Raw genomic sequence first — 23,213 nt, 5'->3', positions numbered from 1 at the left:
CCTTGCCCATCTCCTCCGGGATCAGAGAGAGATGGTGACCTCTTTGACATTGGCGCCGGCCGCACCGCGATAGGCGGTGACCTCGATCTCGACCTTGAACTCGGCCATGCCCAGAGGTGGACTGGTCAAGGTCAGTGTAGGATTTATGCCCCGCATCTTGCCGGCATAGGCTGCCATCACCGCGTCGATGTCCTCCTGAAACTGGACGAACACGCGTGCGGCGATGATGTCTTCGGTAGAGGAGCCTACCGCCGCCAGCGCCGCGTCGATGTTGGACAGGACCTGCAGCGTCTGTTCGGCCGGGTCCTCAGGGATAAGCTTCGTGCGCGGATTGCGGCCCGCGGTGAGCGAGACGAAGATGAGATTATCGACGGCGATCAGCCGCGAATAGGCGCCGCGCTCTTCCGCGGGCGATCCGGTTTTGACTTTGACGATTTCGGTCATGCAGGTCGATCTCATGATAATATCGTGGGGACCGGGCTATGCTTGCCTCGTGGCGGCCGGACTGCGGCGACGGATCATCGCAAGGTCGGCTGATCCCAGAGGTTGAGGCTGACGCCGATACCCTTCGCCAGCGCATTGCGGTAGACGACCGTCCCCCAGGCAACGTCCTCGACCGGCATGCCTCCGACCGACATGATGATGATTTCCTCGTCATTACGGCGCCCCGGAGCCTCGCGCGCGACGATCTTGCCGAGATCCTCGATCTGGTCGCGTGACATTCGCCCTTCGTCGATGAGATCCAGGAAACGAATGCCGACAACGGGCACATTGCGATGCACCGGCTTGGGGTTCTCTTCGTGCCAGGCCTCATAGAGCCCTGGATTGTCGAGCACCTTGCGGATGTCCGGGGATTCCATTCCCTCGTCGATATTGGTCAGAGACGGCATCGAGAGAAAGGTACCGGGGTTCACCCATTCGCGCTTCACCACCGGATAGATCGACGGATCGCCGATCGCGCCAGACTGGCAGAAGGTCGCGATATCGCTGTCCCGCACCACCTCCTCGATCGTGTCGACGACCTGGACCCTGGTGATCTGGGGGTAGGTCTCGGCGATCCATTGCTGAAAGGCAGCGAGGCTCTTTTCGCCGCGCCCCTTGACCTTGACCGTGTCGATCTGCGGGCACACCGCCATGAAGGCCGCCAGCGAGGTTCGCGCCATGACGCCCGGGCCGAGAATGCCGACCACCTTAGAATCCCTGCGGGCAAGGTGGCGTGCGCCGACGCCCGGCACCGCACCGGTGCGATAGGCCGACAGCAGATTCGCCGACATGAAGGCCAACGGTGCGCCGGTATCGGCGTCGTTGAGCACGAACATGAGGATGGAGCGGGGCAAGCCCTTTTCGCGATTGGCGATGTTGGAGCCATACCACTTCATGCCCGCGGTCTTGAAACGACCGCCCAGATAGGCAGGCATCGCCATGAAGCGGCGATCGGGGGTCGGCCTTGGCATGTCCGGAAAGGGCGAGTTCTCCGGGAAGACGACGACGGATCCATGGGAATTGTTGCTTGGACCCGCCATCCGGTAGTCGCCATGGTAGAGCAGCGCGAACATCTCCTCCATCGTATCCACGCAGGCTGCCATGTCGGTCACACCGGCGCGGATCATGTCGGGCTCGGAGAGATAGATGAAGTCGATCCGGGTGGAGGGTGTCACTGTGTCGGTCATAGTTCGATTCCAGCATCGTTGCCGCCTGTCAGCGGTCGTTTTCATAGCCATGGCCAGGGGTGGAGAAGCGCGAGGCCTATCCCGGGAGGGGCACCGCGATCGCCTCAGTCGCGGCCATAATAATTTGCGAGGGCCGTGATCGTCTCAGCGTCCGGTATGTCCTTTGCCGAAGCGGCCATCAGCGCGCCGGGATCGTCATCGGCATGATAGCCCCGCTTACCGGTCCGGAAATTGATCAGCTGCTGCGCGATGTAGTGGTGATCCAGCCGATTGAGGGCCGGCGCCTGCATTTCGGCATTCCCCTCGCCCGCCGCGCCGTGACAGGTCGCGCAGGTCGGGACGATGCCGGCGATCGCGGCTGGCACCGCACGACTGGCCACCGGCGCCGCCGCCGGCTTCGGCAGGGTCGAAATATAAGTCACCACCGCCTTCACGCCGTCGGCGCCGGGGATCGCGGTCGCGCGCCCGACCATGGGAAAGCCATGGCCGTCATCGATCTTGCCGCGCTTGCCTTCCCGAAAGTTCGTGAGCTGGCGAATGAGATAGTCACCATTCTGGCCAGTAAGGTTCGGCGCGTACATATAATCCCGCCCCTGGCCGTCATTGCCATGACAGCCCAGACAGGTGGTGAAGATCGCCTTGCCTGCACTGCGATCGACGATCGGCCGCAGGGCCGGCGACGCCGCGGGCGAAGAGGACGGTGCCTGTTCGCTGCGCCCGATGCCGGCGCTCTTGTCGCCCTGAAAGGCGAGCAGCACCTTGCCGCTGTCGATGAACTCTTCGAAGCTGACGATCTTGCCGTTGCGGATCCGGAAGACGTGGAGGCAGTCCGCCTTGTAGCGGATGCCAGTGGCGCGAACGGTGCTCTCCTCCGTGCCGGGCACCGCCACCCGGTCCCCCGACACGATATAGTCGAACTGGGTCGCCACCGGATGTTCGAGGGTCTCGTCGACCTTGGCAAAGAAGTCGGCAACGCCCGCCGGTCCGTATCTGGTGCCACCGAAGGGCAACTGGCCGGCCGGGCCGTAATAGGTCCAGGTCGCATCGGGCGCGATCAGCCGTTCCAGCGCCGTCATGTCGCCACGTTCGAACGCCTCGTAAAGTTCGTGGACGATCCGGGCCGGATCATCGGCGGGTCTGGGGGCGGTCAGCGCCTTGCCCCCGGCAGCCGCCGCGAAGCCCGAGAACAGGAGCAGCAACGCGAGGAAACCGAATTTCGGGGAGGGCATCTTCATTTCAGTTTTCCCGACGCAAGACGAGGGCGGCAAAAGCACTGACCATCATCATGACTGGCCGTAGAAGCCGTGGAACACACCAAGGGGATCCCATTGCCGGCGCAGCTTCGCCAGCCGCGCCCAGGCCTGTGGAGAATAGCAGTCGTGGATGTCCTCAGGCCGACCTTCCTGATCCATCTCGTTGATGTAGCTGCCCTTCGCGACGACCTTCAGTTCCTTGAAGACTTTCCGGCAATAAGCCCGACTGGGAAGTTCCTGGTTCGGCTCGTCCCATTCAAGATAATAAGCGAGATAGAAGCGGCCGATCCGCGAACACGCCGCGTCGGGCAGCGTATTTGTTCCCATGTACAGCAGCAATGGCGTGCCACGGGGCGCCGGGCAGTCGGGTATGTGGCGCTTCAGTATTGCGATGGCCTCCATGGGACGATCGGTCCAGATGCTGTCGCCCATCCAATAGCCCTGCGGGAAGGCGGCCTCGTTCTCGCTGTAGTAGCGGTCGAAGCTGCCGGCGCGGTTCTCGACCCTGTCGAGAGCGCGGGGGATGAGCGGATCGCGCTGGAGCAATGCGAGCTTGCGCCGCCCCTCCGCCTCGCTGACCGCGAAGGCGTTGGCATCAAGATAGATGCGCTGACGCTGCTCGACGGGCGCATCCTCGGCCACGTCCGGCAGCGCGGCAATCGAAATCAGGACCTCCACGTCGCTGTCAAGCTGGGGAACCACCTTGTCCATCACCCGCGTCACTTCATCGAGTTCGGTGAAGGCGAAGGTATAGGTCGCGCCCCAGATGACCTTGGGCGCATCGAAACATTGCAGGTGGAAACGGACCACGACGCCGAACAGGCCAGGCCCGCCACCGCGTGCAGCCCAGAAGAGCCCGGCATTCTCGCTTTCGCTGGCGCGCAGCAGGCGACCATCGGCGGTGACGATGTCCAATGCTTTCACGGCGAACACGCTCATGCCATGCGACCAGGCATTGGTGTTGAGGCCGACGCCCCCACCCAGCAAAAAGCCGCTGATCGGAACCGTGCCGCAATGCGCGCCGGGGAAAGCGAGATCGTCCTGCGCCAGCCGCTCGGCCAGCCCGCGGCAGAAGACACCCGGTCCGACGACCGCTTGCTTCGCCGCCTTGTCGACCACAATGCCGTCGAGCCGGCTGACGTCGATCAGCATGCCGCCGTTGCGCAGGAAACAGGCCGCCATGCTATGGCCGCCGCAGCGCGTCGTGACTTTCATCCGCCCGGCCGCCGCGAAGCGAACTGCTTCTTGCACATCTTCGATCCGTTCGACCTGGACGATCATGTCGGGACGCCGATCGGCCTTGGCGCGCTGCCAGATCATTGCCTGCCGCCATGTCTCATAATGCTCGTCGTCCTTGACGACGACCGTTCCGACGATCCGCTTCTGCAGATCTGCCGCGGCGCTTCCTTCAAACGGAGCGGAAAAACCTGGCGTACCGGTAAGCCCCACCGCCACCGGAACCGACAGGGTGCTGGCTTTCAGGAAACGGCGTCGCGACCAAAGGGCCAATTTGGACATGAAGGCTCCGGGGTGTTCGATCAAACGCTTATGCGGATAGCGGGAGCAGCAATACAACGGCCGCACCCCATCCAGTTGTTGCGCAGGGGGCAACATCTGCTTGCGCTCCCGGCTCGTCCAGCGAGCCAGGCTGGGAGCGGATCAAACGGCAAGACGGTCCCGGGAGATGCACTCCTGGCTCAAGGGATGAGGATTGCGTAGATACCTCCGCCTGCTCCTGCCGCATGGCACCGACGGCCGCATATGCGATTGCGGACGTCGGTGGAGAGCGTCCTCGATTTCCTTGGCGCTGACATTCTCGCCCTCGCCGCCTCGCATAATCAGGTCGTTCTTGCGACCGCCGACGTCGACAACCCGCCATCCGCCTTAGCACCAAGTGATCATCTGATTGACCAGCTCGCCGCGCTGGGCTTCGTGAACACCAACCGAAACAACGCAAGAGAAAGCGCTGAACAGGCTGGCGACGGCGACTACGCTAGACGGCCAGCTGCAGTCGCCTGAGATGTCGGCGTCGTAGCCGTTGAGCCGGCCGCCATGGAGGTGTGGTTTCGATCCACTCCCCGAAGGACCGCATCTACAGTGCGATTGCCGGAGCCACCGGCTTTACCTCCTAGAAGGTGGCGGAGCGCGAAGGACATGAACCCCGAGCCTTGCGGCCCCTCTCGCTTGGCAGACCGAGACGGCGCCTTGCCGCTTCCCGCTCCAGATGCTGGCGGAGGGTCGAAAAATCGAACCCCTAACCTTGCGGATAGCCTAGTTTTCGAGACGAGCGGCACTCAACCTTACGCCGGCCTTCCGGCCGAGGCCGAGCGCGACAGCGACCGCGCGGCGCGTCTCGGAATAAGCTGGAGCGACCATGGGATAATCCGGCTTGAGACCGAACTGCGCACGATACTGGTCCGGGGTCAGTCCATGCGCACGCAGATGACGCTTCAGGCTCTTATAGGGCTTGCCGTCAATCAGCGAGAGAATATGCTCGCGCGAGGCGAGGCTGGCGCGGGCGGACACCGCCGGGACGCACGGTGCCGGAGGCGCTGTCGCGGAGGCCGCGCCCTCCCCTTTGAGCGCGGCTATGGCGGCATGGGTCGCGCCGATGAACGCGGCGACATCCTCGGGCGGCAGCTCGTTATGGGACACGAAGCTTGCCACCACCTCGACGGTGAGGGCGATGTGATCGGCAGTATCCGGCATGATCATCCTTATCCGTTGAGCTGGGCGGACGCCAGTCGAGTCGCCACGGCTGAAGGGAGAAAGCGCGGCGTTACATAGATGCCCGGATAATCTCAAGCAGAACGCATGTGCCGGCGCCAACGATCACCGGCATTGCCGCACGGACCAGCCGAAAAGAAATACGCTGGGCGATCCCGATATCCGGGACCAGCGTATGAAGAAGAGCGATGCTGCACTGCCGGCATTTTTTCGATCTGATATGACGCGACCCACCACGCAGCTGGATGAAGGGCCGACCGTCCATCCCGTACGGCAAATTGCATCACCACGCGCGCCAGATGCGTCGACTCCTGCTGCAGCCATGACACTAGGCCATCTCATTCCTCAGACCCATCGACATTGGCGAGTATAGTGTCGAGAGTCTCGCCGCTGGCGACTCCGCCGGCTGTTTCGCCTTGATCGCGGCTCGTCGACAGAGGTGCGATCCTGGCGGCCTCTGCCTGCAGTCGGCTGAGGCGCGTGTCGGCATCGCCCGCCTCCTCGCCTGCCGCTGTCGCCGCGGCAAGAAAGCGGCCTGCGGCCGTCTCGCTCTGAAAATAGGCGGCTTCCTTGTCCAGGCCGGTCAGGTCGGCGTCACCGATCGACTGGACGGCCTGCATGTCGAACGCGCCGCACATATCGAGCTTTGCCCAACTGAAGTGGCGGCTGAGCGCGTCGTAGCAATTCTCGCTATAGATCATCGCACCGGACAGCCCCTCTGCCTCATTCGCGAGGCGCATATGCGCGATCCCACGCCTCACGCTCGGCCGGCTCAGCGGTTCGACCGGGGGAGGCGTCTGCGCGGTGATGGCGGTCGTGATGTTTTCCTTCTGCAGGCTTGCATCCGCCGCGGCATTGCTGTTTCCACCGACCGGCGAGGAGGAGCATTTGCTCGTCGAGCCGATCACGACGAGGCCCAGCCCGATCAAGATCGCGACTCCACAGCCATTGTTCGAGGATGCCGGTTTCACGGGCGATGGTTCGGGCATCATTCCGACCCCGGTCGCCACGGACGCACCGCCTTCGCCATCATTGCCCCTCCCCGTCGTCTCCATTCTACGTCGCCCCCCGCCACTGGCAACGCCGGAGATTGATCCGGATCCGTAGCGATTGCGCTTGTTGCCGCTGAAGCCTTGGCTTAGCTTCGTCGTTCATCGCGCTGGGGGGCGCCGCTATGACCTACACACTTTGCTGCGGCATTCGCCCGGCCGATCTTGCCCTCGCCAAGGGTGCGGCAAGCTGGGTCGAGGCCTTCCATCCCGGGGTCCGGGCGACGTTCGAGAACGCGACCGTGCTGCTCGCATCTGACGACTACGACCAGCCTCATCTGCGTCTTCTGTGGAAGACTGGCCTCCTCAACGAGCGCCTGCACGAGCAGGGCGCGTCGCAGCGCGCCGCGATGCTCGCAGGACTGGTGCGATGACTTTCCTGCCGGTCCGCGTCCGGCCCTTGTCCGATGAAGCCGCGCTGTGCGTCAACGACGCCGGACGTTTCTTCGCCGGTTCGCACGGCTTCGTCGATCGGCTCCTGGACGAAGCTCTCACGCCGATGGATCGGCAGTTTCTCGCACGTGAGGGCCATGCTCTCGAAGCCGATGATCCGCTGGGCCTCGCCGCCCACCTCCATGGCGTCGCCGAGCGCCTCAGCCGCGCCGGTCCGCTCGATTATCTGATCCTCGTCCCGACGCTGCGCTGCAATCTGAGCTGCAGCTATTGCCAGGTCTCGCGGGCGGGCCTGGCCGCGCCCGGCTTCGACTGGAGCGAGGAGACGCTGGCCGCGGTGCTGGCGTGCCTCGACGCGCTGTCGACCGATCGGATCAAGATCGAGTTCCAGGGCGGCGAGCCGACGCTGCGGCCCGACCTGCTGCGCGCGGTTATCGCGCGCTGCGAGCGCTTCGCCGAGCGTCAGTTCGTCGTCTGCACCAACCTGCAGCAGATCGACGACGAGATCCTCGCGCTCTTCGACCGGCCGGATCTGTTCATCAGCACCTCGCTCGACGGCGACGCCACGACCCACGGCCGCAACCGCACCGGCGGGCCCGTGAGAACCGATCGGTTCCTCGCCAATCTGAGGACGGTCGTCGACCGCTACGGCCCCGGCAAGGTGTCTGCGCTGCCGACGATCGATGCAACGGCCCCTCCCGACATAGACACGCTGATCGAGGCCTATGCCGCGCATGGCCTCGACAGCATCTTCCTGCGGCCGATCAATTTCCAGGGCTTCGCCCGCAAGCGGCACAAGGACGCGCGGGAGCAGGACCTGGCATGGCGCGCTTATTATGAGCGGTTCGTGCGGGCGATCATCGCGCGTAACTGGCGCGATCGCGGTCGGGTGCTGGAGGAGACCTATCTCAGCATCGCTCTGCGCCGGATCTTCCAGCCCGGCCGCGATCGCCATGTCGACCTGCGCAACCCCAATCCGATGGGCCTCGACTATATCGTGGTCGACCATGACGGCATGGTCTATCCGACCGACGAGGCCCGCATGCTGGCGCGCTCGGGCATCATCGATCTCTCGATCGGCGACGTCCGCCGAGGCTGGGACAGCGAAGCGCGCGACCAGCTGAACGCGCATGCGACCAACCAGTTCGACCCGGCCTGCCAGCGCTGCGCCTACCAGCCTTATTGCGGGCGCGACCTCGTCGACGACATCGCCCGCTATGGCCGCATCGACATGCCCCGCCTCGAAACCGAATTCTGCAGGCGGCACCTGCACCTGTTCGATTTCGTCTTCGCGCTGATCTATTCGGACGATCCGGCGGTGATCTATTCGCTCAGCCGCTGGCTGCGCCTGCCCGGCACGCCCGCCAGCCTCGGCGCGAGGCTGCAATGATCCGGCTCACCCTGCCCGCCCTGGCTGAAGCCGAGCGGCCTTTCGTCACCCGCCTGCGGATCGATCCGAATGCCGATACGGACATCCGGGATTCGCTCCTCGTCAACGAGGAAGCCGCAGGCGCGAGCTTCTCGGGCGCCCGCGGCCTGATCGCGATCGACGGCGCGACAGGACGAGAGCTCGACGGCGACGTCATTCTCGTCCAGCCCGCCCCCGGACGCGTCGAACGGCTGCTGCGTGCCGGCTCGCGGACCAACAGCCTGCTCGTCACCGAGCGCTGCGACCAATTATGCGTGATGTGCTCGCAGCCACCGAAGAAGACGCATGTCGATCGCTTCGCGCTGCTCGAGCAGGCCTGCCTGCTCGCCCCGCCGGGAATGCTGATCGGGATCTCGGGCGGCGAACCGACCCTCTACAAGGAACAGCTGTTCGACATGGTCGAGCGGGTGCTCGCCGCGCGCGACGATCTCGCTTTCCATATCCTCACCAACGCCCAGCATTTCACGGTCGAGGATGCCGAGCGGCTGCGCTCGCCGCTCTACGCCAGGACAAGCTGGGGCATCCCGCTCTATGCGACGGATGCCGGCCTGCACGACCGCATCGTCGGCAAGGCCGGCGCCTTCGACCGGCTCGAGCGGAGCCTGGCCACGCTCATCCTGGCCGGCGCCCGGGTCGAGCTGCGCACCGTCCTCGTTTCGGCGAACCTCCACGAGCTCCCCGCCCTCGCCCGCTATGTCGCCGCGCGGCTCCGCTTCGTCGAAGCATGGTCGATCATGCAGCTCGAACATATCGGCTTCGCCAAAGGCCGCTGGCATGCCCTCCATGTCGACCATCGCCGCGATTTCGCGCCGATCGCCGCCGCGCTCGACCAGGCCAGCCTGCACGGCATCCGCGCCCAATTGTTCAATTTTCCGCGCTGCACGGTCCCACCGGCCTATCGCAGCATGGCCATCGCCTCCATCTCCGACTGGAAGCGCAAATATATGCCCGGCTGCGCAGCCTGCCGCGAACAGGGCCAGTGCTCGGGCTTCTTCGAATGGCATCCTGACGCCGACGCGGAAGCAAGCGTGACACCGCTATGACCCGAAAGCGTTTCCTCATCCCGAGCCTGGTCGCCGCAGGCTTCGGCGCGCACGACCCCGCCCAAGCCGCGCTGATCCATGCCACCACCACCGGGGCAGACGACCCGAACGCCGGCGCGATGCTACGCATGTTCACCCAGGATCATTATGTGACGCTCGCCGATCATCGCAGCCACAGCAGTCATAGCAGTCATGCAAGCCACAGCTCCGGCTTCGGCGGCGGTGGCGGCCATTACAGCCACAGCAGCCATACCAGCCATCGCTCGGCAGGCGGCGGCTATGACAGCCCGTCCTACTCCACGCCGACCTACACAGCGCCCGAGCCGACGCGCTCCCCGCCACCGGCGTCCCGTCCGGCGCCGGCGGCACCGCTGTTCACCCCGTCGGCCCGGGCGACGCCGCCGCCAGCGACCGATGCCCTCCCAGCCCTGTCCGGCCGGACCAAGCGCTTCGCCTCGATCGTCAGGCGTGTGCAGCTCGCACTGCTCGCCCAGGGCTTCTACAATGGACGGATCGACGGCATCGTCGGCCCCGGCCTGCGCAAAGCCCTGCGCGCATTTCAGAAGGTGCGCGGCATCGCCGTCACCGGCACGATCACGCCCCAGACATTGGACGCGCTGATGATCTCCAGCGAATGAGGCAGATAGAGGCACCGACCACCAAGCCAGCCGACAGCCTCAACCACCAGCAATGACAAAAGCAGACGGGGATGGAGATGCCGAAAGCGGACTGGTCATGCGACGAATGCGGAGAGATCCTTCCCGCGGACCGCTTCCTGAAGACCATCGATCGCGAACTGGTGCGTTCGTCAAGCAGCACGCGCCTCTACAAGGGCACGCGCGGCGGCCTGGGATTTGGCGGAGGTACCAGCAGCAGCTACCGCCATGTGCCCAAGAAGCTCTGTCCGGATTGCGTCGAGAATCGGCTCGTCGCGGCGCGGAGAGCGCGCTCGAGACGCCGGCTGGGATGGCTCGTCTCGCTGGCGATCGCCGTGGTGGCGGTCATCTGGATCGGCAGGCTGCCGCCCGCCGCCCCATCATCGGAACAGACAGCGCCAGTTCCTCAGGCTCCGGTCACGACGGCAAATCCCGAACCCGAGCCGCCAGCGCCAGGCTCCGCCGACATCGCTCCCGACGCCGTCCAGCCGCCAACGGCGTTGCCGGACGCGACCGGCGGGGAGGCACAGTATGAAGGCGGCGCCTCGCCCGATGACCCGTCCGACACCGCGATCGCCCCCTCCGACACCGACGACACGGCGATGACCGCAGCGATCGCAGCCGCAACGCCCACCGCATTGGACAGCGGCCAGCCAGCAAGCTGGAAAGCCGGCGGGAGGCACGGCTATGTCGTGGTCAGCGCCGCGCAGGATCAGCGCGGGCGGCGATGCCGCAACGCTTACTGGACGCTCATCACGGACAACAACCAGATCCAGGGACCCTCGAAGCTATGGTGCAAGGACGATGGCGAGGAATGGACCGAGCGATAGCCGGGTCCCGTTCCAGCCTCCAGCATCGCCAGCCCCATAGCTCTGTTGGTAGTCGATAAGGGGGAAACCGGTACATTCCGCGATCGGATCCGCTGGCTCGTGTCGATTGTTCGCGCTAACCTCATCGAATCGCTGTTACACAGTCTCGTAATCTTTACGTCGAGCAACAGGATTGTCGTTCTGACATTTTTCAATCCGGATGTCGTCAGGTTGAATTGGGCCGCTTTCGACCAGTTGGCTTTCAGGGAAGCAGATGAGGCAACCGACCCTACGTTCAGCGCACTCACTGCCGCTCCCAACTTCAGTCGTTCATTCATCTTGGCTCGCCAAGCCTTTTAGAGGCCACCAAAAACGAGCGCTAACTGGCAAAAAGTGGGACGAAGCCATCGTTCCCGAGCTAATCGTGGAACGTCGGCTTACGACAGAAAGCGGGCCGGTAGGCGATTGCCGGCTTCAAGGCTCAGTTTAGCGAAAAGCGGCCATTACCTCCAACCGAATGCAACTAATCCGGACCCGCTCAATATCGCACCGAGACCGAGAGTTCGAACCGCCGCCCCCTCGGATCGCCATAAGTGCTGTATCCGACGCCGTCTGGATTCGCGACGATTGGCGGTTGGTGATCGGCGAGATTCACTACGCCCAATGCGATCTCCCCCGACCTGGGCGACCTCGATCCGTGGGCCAATGAGAAGCGCCATCGCACATCGAGATCGAGATAGAATTGCGCCGGGATCTTCGAGGCGCCCTGATAGGCCACGACCTGCGGATTGGTGGCGGTGGCATTGTATCCGGAATTCGCGACGCGGTAGCTGCCGAAATACTGCCCATTGAGCCCGATTGAGATCGGACCTCGCTGCCAGTCGAAACCGATATTGCCCCTCCATTCGAGAGGGCCATCCATGAACCCGACCAGATTGACGCCGGGCAGATCGGGAGCCTTTCGTCGCCACAACCTGGGTTCCCAGGTCAGCTTGGCATGCGATCCAACGCTGCTCATGGCCCCGACAGGCACTTGCCAGTCCCATTGTGCATCGACGGCTTCGACGACCGTGCGACCGCTGTTGAACGAGCGGGTATCGATTTCGGTGATGCGGCCCGCCGTGAAGCCGAGCGAGGCGTCCTCTGGGGCCAACGGCGCTCTCAGAACACGATCGGGGTATCGGGCCTCGTTCGCCAGGAAGTAGTTCAGATTGCCGGAGTAAACGGTCGAAATCTCCCCGCGCTTATCGATCCGCGTAAAGTCGACGGAAAAGCGCGGCCCACTTCCGCTCGGGTTGATCACGAAACCGAGCGAAATGCTGCGAGCCCGTTCGGGACGCAGGATCGGTGATCCGCCCGAAAACAGGATGACCGGGCCTTCCTCGCCAATCTGCCGGCCTCCGCGCCTGGGATCGGTCAAACCGATATCGAAATTCGCCTGAAATTGCGCGAAACCGACTTGATCGACGGTGGGCGGCAGCTGGCCCGTCGCCACGCTCGCGCGCACCATCAACCATGGTTGGGGGAAGGCGCGCAGGCCTGCGGTGAAAACGGTGGCGTTCTGGCGAAATGTGAAGGCACTATCGCTGGTGAGGTCAGATCCCGAGCCGCCAACCGGCACCCGTGTCGCCTGTGCGTCGAACCTTCCGGCGAGCTGCAGTTCGAGCCCACGCAGCGGCAACGGCCCGGAGTCCAAAGGCATGAGCGGCGCTCGCAATTCCGCATAGGCGTAGCGATTGTCTTGCGTGAATCTCGGAGCCGGGCTTGAGATCAAAATCGAGCCCAACTGGAATTGAGAGCTGGATGCGGGCACCTGTTCTCGCCACGCGCCGACCAGTCCGGTCAGGGTCAGTGCTCCGCCTGGGAGCGATAGGAGAGGCCCCGAGACACGCAGCGAACCCTCGGACCGCCGGTCGGAGCGGCGGATGATCAACGCGGTGTTCTCAAGATATTGGGGCAAAGCGCGGATGAAGCCGTTCCAATCTCCGATTGGATCGAGCGGCGGCTGTCCGTTCGGGCCCGGATTTCCGGTGCCGATCACGCTGTAGAAATCGCCACTGACGCCGGTGAAGCTTGCCCGGAAGTCGAGCTTCGTTTCGGCATAGCTGTAGTCGAGATTGGCGCGCCATCGGTCGAACAAGGGAATGATCAGCCCGCTCGTCACCCGAAATTCAGTGATATCGGTGTGCGACGCTGGACCGACCGTCGGAATGGGAAAGGTCAGGATTATCGGCTGAGCAAACGGATTGCCCGCCGCGTCGGCGTCAAGCGGCGCAGAGGTCGCTATCGCGCGGCCGGTGACTGTACTGGCGTTTCGCAGATACAGTCCGTCGACATAGGCCTCGATCCCTCCGCCAAGCTGATGCCTGACATTCAGGAAGCCCGACGTGAGCGTCGGTCGGGTGAGCAGATCACCCCCGGCACCGCTTGCGTTTGCCGGCAATGCCGTAACGATCTGACCGGCACGGCTAACAAAGGAGGCGAGGCGATCCGTTGCCGATCCTAGAAATCCTGTGGTCGCCGAAGTGATGGGAAAGCCCAGCGACGCGCCGCCCAGCGCCGGATCAAACGCAAGGTTTCCGGCCTGGCTGAACACGTTCAGACCGTTGCCGATCGGAAAGCGTCCGAGATACGCAGCTGGTGAATTTGCGAGCGCCCGCAGCTCCGATCGTTCAGCGAAGTCGCGGTCACCGACGTGAATCGGTCCGGATTGTGTGCGACTTGCGAACAGCATGACGTCGGTGCGCCCTCCGTCCGGCGTGAAGCCGATGCGCGCCTCGGCACGCAAGCGCTTCGCGTCACCTCGCTGGGTGATCCCACCGACAAGGTTGACTTCGGCACCGCGATAGGCGCGACGAAGCACCACGTTGATGACGCCGCCGGTCGCGCCGGGACCGTAGATGCCGCCGGCGGTCGACGGCAGCGTCTCGATGCGTTCGATCATTCCGATCGGGATGGCATTGAGATCGGGCTGTTGCAGGCCTTGGAAGGCGTTCGGTATCGATGGCATTCGATGGCCGTCGATCAAGATCAGGGTTTGTTGGGAGCCCAGCCCCCGGAGGTCGATCTCGGATTGGTTCGACCCGGTGCGGGTGGATGGGTCCTGGCTTGCTGAGAGGATCTGGTCGTTCTGTGTCTCACGGGCGCGAAGGACATCGTCGATGCCGTCGCGATGGGTCTCTTTGGCGTCACGCTGGCTCACGACCCGATAGGGCTGGATGTCGTTTTCCGTGCGGCGGATGTCCGTATTCTGGGTCAGTCGTCCGACCACGAGTATGTCGGCAACGGCTTCATCGTCGGGCGCCTTCGTGGCGGCGGTCTGGGCAAAAAGCAGGATGACGTTGTCCGAGCTGTGCCGATACCCGATTCCCGTTCCGCCGAGCAGACGCCGCAATGCCTCATCGACCGTCATGCGACCGCGAATTGCGACGGTCGTACGGTTGGCGAGAAGGCGTTCGTCGAAGATGAGATCGAGGCGCTGAGACTGCGCGAGCTCCGACAGCGCCGTCGAAAGCGGGCCAGCGCGAATACGGATCTCGGTCGGCCCAGCCTGCTGCGCACCGGCCGGGGTGACCGACCAGAGCGAGCAGTACAGGGCGATTACGGATCGCCTTGCGAAGTCCCTCCCTGTCCGCATCGGAAAACACCCCCGCCGCGCATCGCTTTCCTTACCATTTCGGATGCGATCTGTCTGTACGGGGACGGTGCAATGCTCCGGTGCATGCCCTCGGTTCAGCGGAGCGGCCTTCCCCTCGAAACCAGTTCGATGACGTTCGCGCTCTCGACGGCGCGGACGGGATAGATTTCCGCGATCGTGCGCGCGAACCGCCGCAGGTCGCCGGTATGGAACGATCCGCTGATCCGTATTGCCGCGACCTTGGGATCGCGGATAAGCAGGTGCTTGCCGGTGGAATAACGATTGAGTTCCAGCACGGCTTGCGAAAGCGGCGTGTCGCGGAAGGAAACCAGTCCGTTCTGCCATTCGCTCACGCTGGCTAGATCCGCCTTTCCGACCGTCACGCCGGACCGGCTGGCAAGAAGCTGCTGGCCTGGCAAAAGATCGATCGGTTTCGCCTTGCCGGCCCAGGGTGCGACGACTTGGACGCGCCCTTCGACGAGGATCACGCGCATGCTCTCGTCCCCAGTCTCGACCTCGAAATGGGTGCCGGTCGCGGTTATCGTGCTGCCGGCGCTCTCGACGATAAAGGGCTTCGCCGCATCATGCGCCACGTCGAAATAGACTTGGCCGCGAACGAGCGTGATCCTCCGTTCCGCTGGTCCGAACCGCACCAGCAGCGTGCTGCCGGTATTGAGGGTCACGACGCTCCTGTCCTCAAGGGTGAAGGAGCGACGCTCTCCTGTCAGTGTAGCGAGCTTTCGCAACCGCGAGCCAGGGTCGTTCAGGGATGCGATCTGAGTATCGGGCTGCTCGACGAAATACGGTGTCCAGAGGAGGGCGCCGCAGCCGATCGCAATGGCTGCGATCGATGCTGCGGCAGCGCTGCGCCAATCGCGCCACCAGGCGCTTCGCGACGATGATTTGCGCAGCTCGTCCATCTCCTCGGCGTCCAGCGCCGCGACACCTTCCCAAGCCTCGCATGCGCGGGCCCACTCCCGGCCATGCGCGGGATCGGCTTGCAGCCATTGCTCGAAGACCAGGTCGTCATGCTCGCTCTCGCCACCATCCTGCCGAACCAGCCAGAAGGCGGCGGCGTCGGCAGGCGATTTGGCAAGCACCTCCTCGAGTGTGATCACTGCGCGTACCATCACCGCACCTCCGGATTGAAGGACAGCAGATGGCGCGTCGCGCGCAGCATGTGCTTTTCGACCGCGCTCACCGAAAGACCCATTTGAACGGCGATGTCGGCATAGGGTTGGCCGTCAAGGCGGCGAAGCAGGAAGATGGTGCGAGTTCGTTCGGGCAGAGCGTGCAGTAACGCGATGACGGCGCGAAGGTCTTGCTGTCCCTCCACGATCCGGGAAGGGTCGAGATCGGCCTCATCATGTTGGGCACTGTCGAAGACGATGTGATCATCGGCATGCCGCACGGTTCGCCGGCGGTGGCGATCGCTGAGCACGCTGGCCGCTGTCTGGAACACATAAGCGCCGACATTGGCGACTCGCTCTGTCGACTGCCTTCCGGCGATCCGCACGAATACCTCCTGAGCGAGATCTTCGAGCTCGGTTGTATCAGCATGTTTTCGCCTGAAATAATGAACGAGCGCGGCCCGGAACTGGAAAGCCTCTATGAGGAGGACGTCATCGCCATGATCTCCGGGCTGGTTCATTGACGGAGAATGACCCATTGCCGGGAGTTGATCTAGTTTGGGAACGGGATACCGCTCCAATGGCATCGATGCTCGGACCTGTTCTGGGTGCACTCGTTGGGGAAAGACGCAAAGATCAGTCAAACCCACAGGCGCCGAAGGAATTTTGCTCCCGCTGTAATCCAGCGTGCGGCTTTGCCGCGAGCGTGCGTCCCTGCAACTGAGCACCTGATCGGCATGCGGCCACCGCTCGCACGGGCCGATGGTGACACACGGATGCATTCTCGCAAGGGGGCTTCGATCATGCTTGAGCAACAGCACGGAGATGTGGTCGCGGATGACACGATTGATGCCGCGCCGCGCATGGCCGTACTTGCCCGCACACCGACTGCGGTGGCAACAGGCAACGAGGTTCTCAGCTTTCGAGCCTACACGCTATTCCCCGCTTCGCGCACGCTGCTGCGCAACGGCCACCCGGTCTGCATCGGCGGACGCGCTTTCGATCTACTGGTGATCCTGCTGCGCAACCGGGGAACCGTGACGCCCAAGAACAAGATAACCGACTATGTCTGGCCGGCGACGTTTCTGGAGGAAAGCAACCTGCGCTTCCAGGTAGCGGCATTGCGCCGCGCCCTGGGTCCAGACGCAGATCTGATCAAGACGGTGCCTGGGCGCGGCTACCTCCTCGCGGCGGACGCGAGCGCGAACCCGGTGCGGTTGAACAACGACGGGGCCAGTGAGACGCCGCTTGCCACCGGGATCGATCCGGCGAGGGCTGAGACGGCTGCGCCCGGCACGCCCGCGGCGTTGCTAGAGGAGCTCTTGCACTCGGTTGCCCTGCTGGTTGCCTCCTATGGCTCCCTCGAAGGATTTCTGAGCGCGTTGGGATCGCATCAGGTGCCGGTAACGAACCGGCTCCCGCCTGGTCTGCGCGCGCTATCCTCTTCGCGTTCGCAGGCGGAAGTCGGCAGAACTGCATGATGCGCCAGAGAGCCGTCGCGGGTGCGCCGGTGATCCTCTATCCGCTCGGCTCATTCCGCGGCGGCCGCCTGTTCGACGAGATCGGCGACCGCGCGGTGGTGCGAGATCATAACCACGTGCGAGGCGCCGGGCACTTCGATTGCCGCGCGAGCTCCGGCGCGCTTCGCCATGAAGGCATGGAGCGCGGCCGGAATGTTGCGATCGAGCGAGCCCCAGATGAACCACGACGGCAAAGTCCGCCACGACTGCGCAGCGGCCGGCTCGCCAAGCGCAGTGCCGGAGACGGGGCGTTGAGTTGACGCCATCTGACTGGCTTCTTCCTCGGGGACGTCTGCGGCAAACTGTTTCCAGTAGCGTGACTGGAGGATGTAGAGGTCGGTGGTGCCGTCCGCGAGCGGTACCGGCGGCGCGAGTGCCGTAGCGAGCGTACCCGTTGGAAAACGAGCGCCGAGGCTCGCTGCGCTTTCGCCGATATCGGGGGCCAATCCGGAGACGAACACCAAAGCCTTGACGTTAGGTCGCCCGACCGCGGCGGCGGAGATGACTTCACCGCCATAGGAATGGCCGACCAGCACGACAGGCCCGGGGATGCTCGCCGCCAAGCTCGCGACATAAGCGGCATCGCTTTTCAGGCTGCGCAGCGGCACCGCAGCGGCGACCACCGAATAGCCGTCGGCATGGAGATCGGTGATGACGCGGTTCCAGCTCGATGAACCCGCGAACGCGCCGTGAACAAGCACGATCGTCGTCGCCCTTGGCGCTGGCGCAGTCTGCGCGGACGCCGCCGCGAGGTTCAGCAATCCAAACGCGGCGGCCACAAGTTTCATTTTGCGCATCGTCGTTCTCCAGAGTTTTGCGGCGAAAGGGAGCCGTCGGTCGCGCGCATGAGACGACGGATCGCTGCGAAAATCGCGTGATTGATCGCGAGAAACCGTGATCAAGCGTGGGCCAGTGATCGCGGCCCGGCCGCCGGAAGCCGCAAAGTCACCGTCGTGCCTTTGCCGATCTCGCTCTCGATGTGGGCAGATCCGCCCAGCCGATGAACGAAGCGGCTCACCATGGCCAACCCGATCCCAGTCCCACCGCGGCCGTCGCGCGTCGTGAAAAAGGGCTCGAACACCCGCGTCAAGGTATCGGCCGACATGCCGCAGCCGGTGTCGGAGACCCGCAGGATCGCCGAATTTTGCGCAGACGGAATCTTCGCTGCGGCCAAATCGTCCTCGCACGATATTGCGATTGTGAGACGCCCTCCCTCTGACATCGCATTCCTGGCGTTGGCGACCAAATTGAGCACGGCGCTCTTCAAATCACGCTCGTCGCACGCCACTGTCACGCCGCTATCGTCGGCGAAGAAGTCAACGATGATATCGCTCCCCGCAGTGAGCATGACGAGGTTGCTGAAGCCGGCGACGGCGGACCTGAGCTCGACGGGTTCCGGCGGTGCACCCGGCGACTTGGTGAACTCGAGGAGCTGGTGACGAAGCTCGGTCGCCTGGTCGAGGGCGAGGAGGGCGCCCGCGCAGCAATAGCCGATATCGAGGCCGGTCGGCTCCTTCAAGCTTCGGTCGATCAGCCGCAGCGCGCTCCCGATCACCTGGATGAGGTTGCCCAGATCGTGCGCGACCTCCACCGACATCAGGCCGAGATTTGCTAAACGCCTCATTTCCTCAGCCTCGTCGGTCGGGGTGGCGCCGGCGAGGTTCCGCATCATCGGGCCATCCGCAATCCCATCGGGTTCGACGCGGCGTTCCGCGCCGCCAGAATTGGGATTTACGATCGGCATGGGCGTCCCCCCTCCTGCTGCTGGCGTGATCGTGAAGCGACGCCGTGGCGCGCTGTCCTCTCTGCTGAGAGACAAGTCTGCATAAGTCTCATGGGTCGCGCGGGCGCGTGAGGCGCGGCAAAGCGCCGTGAGATGTGATGAGATGACGCTCAACGATGGGCGCCGCACCCGCAGCCAGTTGGGACGACTTGCAGCTTCTCACTCAGGTTCACGGCAACTTGCTCGGACAGTCTCGGCGTCAAGCCTATTCTCGGCAGGACAAGGCCCAGGATCGCTGACGATCTACGGCGCTCATCCAACCCCGAAGGACCAGCGAATGTGCCCGGACCAGACCGATCCCATGCTGACGCGACGCCACCTATTGGGATCAGCGATGGCCGCCGGGCTCGTCGCCGCCTCTGGCTTCGATCTTCCGGCGAGCGCCTCGCCGGTCATCCACGCGGCGACGCCGCGTCCCCTCCCGCGGAAAGGCAAGAGCATGAGCTTCATCACGACCAAGGACGGCGCCGAGATCTTCTACAAGGACTGGGGAACCGGCCCCGTCGTCATGTTCTCACATGGGTGGCCGCTCAATGCAGACGCCTGGGAGGACCAGCTCTTCGCGCTTGCCTCGAACGGGTACCGGGTGATTGCGCACGACCGCCGTGGCCATGGTCGTTCCAGCCAGGCCTGGAACGGCAATGACATGGACACCTATGCCGACGATCTCGCGGCGCTTGTCCAGGCTCTCGACGTTCACGATGTGACGCATGTCGGGCATTCGACGGGTGGGGGCGAGGTGACCCGGTATATCGGTCGTCATGGCTGCTCCCGCGTCAAGCGCGCGGTGTTGGTCTCGGCGATCCCGCCGACCATGCTCAAGACGGCGGCCAATCCCGACGGCCTGCCGATCGAGGTGTTCGACGGCTTGCGCCGGGATCTGCTCGCCGACCGATCGCAATTCTATCGCGACCTCGCGGAGCCCTTCTACGGCGCCAATCGACCCGGGGCCAAGGTCTCGCAAGGCGTGAAGGATGCCTTCTGGCAGCAATCGATGATGGCCGGCCTCAAGGGCGCGCACGACTGCATCAAGCAATTCTCCGAAACTCTCTTTCACGAGGACCTCAAGAAGTTCGAGATCCCCACGCTACTGATCCATGGCGATGACGATCAGATCGTCCCGATCGACGATGCCGCGCGCAAATCCGTCAAGCTGATCAAGGACGCGACGCTCAAGGTCTACCCGGGTGCCCCGCACGGCCTCCCCGCGACCCACCGGGAGGAAGTCATCAGCGATTTGCTGGCCTTCCTCAGGACCTGACGTCGTTCTGCGCCGCACCGGATCTGCCCCCCCGTCCGGTGCGGCGCCACCATTCCATCCAGCATCGGTCCATTGGGGCACGCTCACACCCTGAGGAGGAAGTCGATGACGATCCGTCACCGGTCTCGCGTCGCCATTGCCATTGCGGCGGTTGGCGCACTCGCGGCTGCGCCCGCAGGCGCGAGCCCCTATTCGGACATCAATGCTGCCGCCGCCGCCAGCCCGGTCACGGTTCACCATGTTCGCGGGAACGTATCCATGCTCGATGGCTCGGGCGGAGAGATCACGGTCCTGTCCGGTCCTGCGGGCCTGTTGATGGTCGACGCCGGCATTGCGGTGTCGCAGCCCAAGATCCAGGCGGCGCTGCGTAGCATCCGCCGGGGCAAGCTGCGCTATGTCGTCAATACGCACTGGCATTGGGATCACACGGACGGAAATGGCTGGGTTCGCCGCGCCGGCGCCACCGTGATTGCCAGTCGCAGGGCCTATGCCCGGCTGACCCAGACCAATCGCATCATGGAATGGGAGCACACCTTCACACCCGTTCCGAAGGGAGCTCTCCCCAATGAGATCCTCGCCGGCGACAAGACGATGCGCTTCGCGGGCGAGACGCTTAGGATTCGTCACTACCGAGCTGGGCACACCGACGGCGACGTGTCGGTCTATTTTGTCAACGCGAACGTCCTCGCCACCGGCGATACCTTCTGGAATGGCGTCTATCCATTCATCGACTATGTCACCGGCGGCAGCATTGACGGTGCGATCCGCGCCGCCAACGCCAACCTCGCTATGTCGAACGCGCGTACTTTGTTCGTGCCTGGTCACGGCCCGGTCGGCAATCGCACCGATCTCACGCAATGGCGCGACATGCTGGTGGCGATCCGCAGCAGAGTCTCGGCGCTCAAGGCGCAGGGCAAGTCGATCGACCAAGTCGTAGCGGCGCATCCAACGGCGGCGTTCGACGCCCAATGGGGAGGCGGCGTGATCAGCGGCGCGCTTTTCACGCGTCTGGTCTATCGCGGAGTCTGATCTTCAGCAGGTTTTAGGGAGAAGCGGCTTGCGCACGTCATCGGCGCCGGCGGCGGCGCACGTTCCAGTCGCCTTCTTCGGGATCGTGCTTGGTCTCGGGGCCTGGCCAACTGCTGGCGGGCGGCACATGCGGCCTGGCACCTGCCTGCTGCGTTCGGCGAGGTCCTGTTCGCTTGCGCCGCGCTTGTGTGGGCAACCGTCACGACGCTCTGTGCACGCAACTGGATCGTCGCGCCCGATCGGGCGCGGGAGGAAGCGGACCATCCTGTCCAGTGCTGCTTCATCGGCCTCGCGGGTGTCGCAACCCTGCTGATCGCTCAAGGCGCGCTACCCTATTCGCACGCTCTGGCGGTCTTCTTGTTTTTGGCCGGCGCAACTTTCGCGCTCTCCTTTGGTCTGTGGCGAACCGGTCTGCTCTGGCGTGGCGGCCGCGAACCCGGCACTTCGACACCGATCCTGTATCTGCCGATCGTCGCGGCCGGCTTCGTCGGCGGGACCACGGCTGCCGCGCTCGGCTGGGCCGATTGGGGGTCAGCTCGCCTTCGGCGCAGCGTTCTTCTCCTGGCTCGCGATCGAGTCCGTGTTGCTCCACCGGCTCTACACGGGTCCGGTCATGCCACCTTCACTGCGGCCAGCGCTCGGGATCCAGCTCGCCCCGCCGGCGGTCGGTGCGGCGTGCTATCTCGCGATCGGCGGCACCAGCGACCTGGCGGCGCATGCGCTGCTCGGCTATGCGCTGCTTCAGGCGCTTCTGTTGCTGCGCCTGGCGCCTTGGATCGTCGAGCAACCTTTCGCCGCCTCCTATTGGGCATTTTCGTTCGGGGCGACCGCGCTTGCCGGCGCTGCGGTTCGCCTGTCACGAGTGGAAGGCAGCGCCGCAGTCGCCACGATCGCGCCTGTCCTTTTCGTCGGCGCCAACCTGCTGGTTGCCGGGGTCGCTGTTGGTACGCTCTACCTCTTGGCGCGCGGCCGCCTGCTCCCTCCGGTGGAGCAGGCGGCACCTGTCAGTCGCTGAGCGGCCAGGGTCAGATTTGCGCCGCCCCGCCATCTACGAAGAGTTCGCTGCCGTTCACATAGCTGCTCTCGCTCGAGGCTAGGAAAAGCGCCGCGGCGGCGATCTCGGCAGCTTCGCCCAGCCGGCCGAGCGGAGTCGCCTCGCGGGTCAGGCGCTGCATCGTTAGATTCTCCTCTTCGGACGAGGCGAGCCCATGCCAGCCCGCGGTCGACGTCGAACCAGGCGAGAGGACGTTGACCCGGATGGCGCGGGGCGCGAGTTCAAGCACCCAGCTCCGCGCAAAGTTCCGCACCGCTGCCTTGCTCGCGCTGTAGACGCTGAATGCGGGCGTCCCCTTGCTGCCAGCGGTCGACCCCGTCAGGATCACCGAGGCGCCGTCGCAGAGCAAAGGCAGCGCCTTCTGCACGGTAAACACCATGCCCTTCACGTTGCTGTCGAAGGTTCGGTCGAAATGATCTTCCGTGACTTCGTCCAGCCTGCGGAACTCGCCGCCGCCAGCGTTGGCGCACAGGATGTCGATCCTTCCTGCGTGACGGGCGACCTCGGCATAGAGCCGGTCGAGATCGTCCAGGTTCGAAACGTCCCCTTGGAAGCCAACTGCGTTCCCGCCGACCGTGCGCACCGCGTCGTCGAGGTTCGCCTGCCGCCTGCCGGTCATGAAAACCTGGGCGCCTTCCTGAGAAAAGCGCTGGGCGATCGCCAGCCCGATTCCGCTGTTGGCGCCCGTGATGACCGCGACCTTGCCCTGCAATCGTTGCATGACCTGTTCCTTTTCTGAGATTTGGTGGGAGCTCGAGCGCCGCTGGTCG

The 23,213-nt window shown here is 64.3% G+C and carries 22 protein-coding genes and 1 pseudogene; 11 read left to right on the top strand and 12 right to left on the bottom strand.

Annotation, left to right across the window (positions count from 1 at the left end; all coding sequences use genetic code 11):
* Positions 1–21: 21 nt before the first annotated feature.
* From GQY20_RS15145 to GQY20_RS15130, 4 genes are all read right to left on the bottom strand, one after another.
* Positions 22–444, bottom strand: coding sequence for a Rid family hydrolase (locus GQY20_RS15145; RefSeq protein WP_157217963.1), 423 nt, complete (start codon positions 442–444; stop codon positions 22–24).
* 74 nt (positions 445–518) lie between these two features.
* The gene (locus tag GQY20_RS15140; RefSeq protein WP_157217962.1) at positions 519–1,670 is read right to left on the bottom strand and encodes a tyramine oxidase subunit B; all 1,152 of its coding nucleotides are present in this window, start codon (positions 1,668–1,670) and stop codon (positions 519–521) included.
* A gap of 104 nt (positions 1,671–1,774) precedes the next feature.
* Positions 1,775–2,905 (bottom strand): nuclear transport factor 2 family protein, encoded by a 1,131-nt coding sequence (locus tag GQY20_RS15135; protein ID WP_157217961.1) that lies wholly within the window; start codon positions 2,903–2,905, stop codon positions 1,775–1,777.
* Positions 2,906–2,953: 48 nt separating this feature from the next.
* Entirely contained in the window at positions 2,954–4,441 is a 1,488-nt protein-coding gene (locus GQY20_RS15130) for an FAD-binding oxidoreductase (RefSeq protein WP_157217960.1), read from the bottom strand.
* Between the two features lie 261 nt (positions 4,442–4,702).
* Here GQY20_RS15130 and GQY20_RS15125 point away from each other — a divergent pair, with 261 nt between their 5' ends.
* Positions 4,703–4,942: a hypothetical protein gene (locus tag GQY20_RS15125; RefSeq protein ID WP_157217959.1), complete on the top strand. Its 240-nt coding sequence runs from the start codon at positions 4,703–4,705 to the stop codon at positions 4,940–4,942.
* A 252-nt stretch (positions 4,943–5,194) separates the two neighbouring features.
* Here GQY20_RS15125 and GQY20_RS15120 read toward each other — a convergent pair whose 3' ends face one another.
* Positions 5,195–5,632, bottom strand: coding sequence for a MucR family transcriptional regulator (locus GQY20_RS15120; RefSeq protein ID WP_232476060.1), 438 nt, complete (start codon positions 5,630–5,632; stop codon positions 5,195–5,197).
* Between the two features lie 356 nt (positions 5,633–5,988).
* On the bottom strand, positions 5,989–6,705 hold the full coding sequence (locus GQY20_RS15115) for a hypothetical protein (RefSeq protein WP_198350985.1): 717 nt from the start codon (positions 6,703–6,705) through the stop codon (positions 5,989–5,991).
* Between the two features lie 119 nt (positions 6,706–6,824).
* Here GQY20_RS15115 and GQY20_RS15110 point away from each other — a divergent pair, with 119 nt between their 5' ends.
* The 5 genes from GQY20_RS15110 (at position 6,825) to GQY20_RS15090 (ending at position 11,050) form a co-directional block, all read left to right on the top strand.
* Positions 6,825–7,073 (top strand): hypothetical protein, encoded by a 249-nt coding sequence (locus GQY20_RS15110; protein ID WP_157217956.1) that lies wholly within the window; start codon positions 6,825–6,827, stop codon positions 7,071–7,073.
* Complete coding sequence (gene hxsB / locus GQY20_RS15105) at positions 7,070–8,482, top strand: His-Xaa-Ser system radical SAM maturase HxsB (RefSeq protein ID WP_157217955.1); 1,413 nt, start codon at positions 7,070–7,072, stop codon at positions 8,480–8,482. The genes GQY20_RS15110 and hxsB overlap by 4 nt, the downstream gene beginning before the upstream one ends.
* The gene (hxsC, locus tag GQY20_RS15100; RefSeq protein WP_157217954.1) at positions 8,479–9,564 is read left to right on the top strand and encodes a His-Xaa-Ser system radical SAM maturase HxsC; all 1,086 of its coding nucleotides are present in this window, start codon (positions 8,479–8,481) and stop codon (positions 9,562–9,564) included. Before hxsB ends, hxsC begins: the two co-directional genes overlap by 4 nt.
* Positions 9,561–10,202 (top strand): peptidoglycan-binding protein, encoded by a 642-nt coding sequence (locus GQY20_RS15095; protein ID WP_157217953.1) that lies wholly within the window; start codon positions 9,561–9,563, stop codon positions 10,200–10,202. The genes hxsC and GQY20_RS15095 overlap by 4 nt, the downstream gene beginning before the upstream one ends.
* 71 nt (positions 10,203–10,273) lie before the next feature.
* Positions 10,274–11,050 (top strand): hypothetical protein, encoded by a 777-nt coding sequence (locus GQY20_RS15090; protein ID WP_157217952.1) that lies wholly within the window; start codon positions 10,274–10,276, stop codon positions 11,048–11,050.
* A 517-nt stretch (positions 11,051–11,567) separates the two neighbouring features.
* Here GQY20_RS15090 and GQY20_RS15085 read toward each other — a convergent pair.
* The 3 genes from GQY20_RS15085 to GQY20_RS15075 all read right to left on the bottom strand — a co-directional run bounded on the left by GQY20_RS15085 (position 11,568) and on the right by GQY20_RS15075 (position 16,377).
* Positions 11,568–14,666, bottom strand: coding sequence for a TonB-dependent receptor (locus GQY20_RS15085; RefSeq protein ID WP_198350984.1), 3,099 nt, complete (start codon positions 14,664–14,666; stop codon positions 11,568–11,570).
* A 95-nt stretch (positions 14,667–14,761) separates the two neighbouring features.
* A complete protein-coding gene (locus GQY20_RS15080) occupies positions 14,762–15,796 on the bottom strand; it encodes a FecR family protein (RefSeq protein ID WP_157217950.1) in 1,035 nt (344 codons plus the stop codon).
* The gene (locus GQY20_RS15075) at positions 15,796–16,377 is read right to left on the bottom strand and encodes an RNA polymerase sigma factor (RefSeq protein WP_157217949.1); all 582 of its coding nucleotides are present in this window, start codon (positions 16,375–16,377) and stop codon (positions 15,796–15,798) included. Before GQY20_RS15075 ends, GQY20_RS15080 begins: the two co-directional genes overlap by 1 nt.
* A 222-nt stretch (positions 16,378–16,599) precedes the next feature.
* On the opposite strand from GQY20_RS15075, the gene GQY20_RS15070 reads away from it, so the two are divergent.
* Positions 16,600–17,277, top strand: coding sequence for a winged helix-turn-helix domain-containing protein (locus GQY20_RS15070; protein ID WP_157217948.1), 678 nt, complete (start codon positions 16,600–16,602; stop codon positions 17,275–17,277).
* 50 nt (positions 17,278–17,327) lie between these two features.
* On the opposite strand, the gene GQY20_RS15065 is transcribed toward GQY20_RS15070, so the two are convergent.
* Positions 17,328–18,113: an alpha/beta fold hydrolase gene (locus GQY20_RS15065; RefSeq protein ID WP_157217947.1), complete on the bottom strand. Its 786-nt coding sequence runs from the start codon at positions 18,111–18,113 to the stop codon at positions 17,328–17,330.
* Between the two features lie 101 nt (positions 18,114–18,214).
* Positions 18,215–19,060, bottom strand: a complete 846-nt coding sequence (locus tag GQY20_RS15060) for a sensor histidine kinase (protein WP_157217946.1) — start codon at positions 19,058–19,060, stop codon at positions 18,215–18,217.
* A gap of 142 nt (positions 19,061–19,202) precedes the next feature.
* Between GQY20_RS15060 and GQY20_RS15055 the strand changes: the two genes are divergently transcribed.
* From GQY20_RS15055 to GQY20_RS15045, 4 genes and pseudogenes are all read left to right on the top strand, one after another.
* A complete protein-coding gene (locus tag GQY20_RS15055; RefSeq protein ID WP_332836095.1) occupies positions 19,203–20,360 on the top strand; it encodes an alpha/beta hydrolase in 1,158 nt (385 codons plus the stop codon).
* A gap of 105 nt (positions 20,361–20,465) precedes the next feature.
* Positions 20,466–21,389 carry an MBL fold metallo-hydrolase gene (locus GQY20_RS15050; RefSeq protein WP_157217945.1) on the top strand — a complete coding sequence of 308 codons (924 nt, stop codon included), beginning with the start codon at positions 20,466–20,468 and terminating at the stop codon, positions 21,387–21,389.
* Positions 21,390–21,428: 39 nt separating this feature from the next.
* Positions 21,429–21,890, top strand: a pseudogene (locus GQY20_RS33040) (SLAC1 family transporter); the annotation flags it as partial.
* On the top strand, positions 21,811–22,404 hold the full coding sequence (locus GQY20_RS15045) for an SLAC1 family transporter (protein ID WP_198350983.1): 594 nt from the start codon (positions 21,811–21,813) through the stop codon (positions 22,402–22,404). The pseudogene GQY20_RS33040 and the gene GQY20_RS15045, both read left to right, overlap by 80 nt.
* A gap of 10 nt (positions 22,405–22,414) precedes the next feature.
* On the opposite strand, the gene GQY20_RS15040 is transcribed toward GQY20_RS15045, so the two are convergent.
* Entirely contained in the window at positions 22,415–23,164 is a 750-nt protein-coding gene (locus GQY20_RS15040) for an SDR family NAD(P)-dependent oxidoreductase (protein WP_157217944.1), read from the bottom strand.
* Between the last annotated feature and the right edge of the window lie 49 nt (positions 23,165–23,213).

Origin of the sequence: Flavisphingomonas formosensis (assembly GCF_009755815.1) — a bacterium.
Classification (GTDB): domain Bacteria; phylum Pseudomonadota; class Alphaproteobacteria; order Sphingomonadales; family Sphingomonadaceae; genus Flavisphingomonas; species Flavisphingomonas formosensis.
The sequence above is the reverse complement of the archived record's forward strand: the minus strand, read 5'-3'. Positions and strand labels throughout refer to the sequence as shown.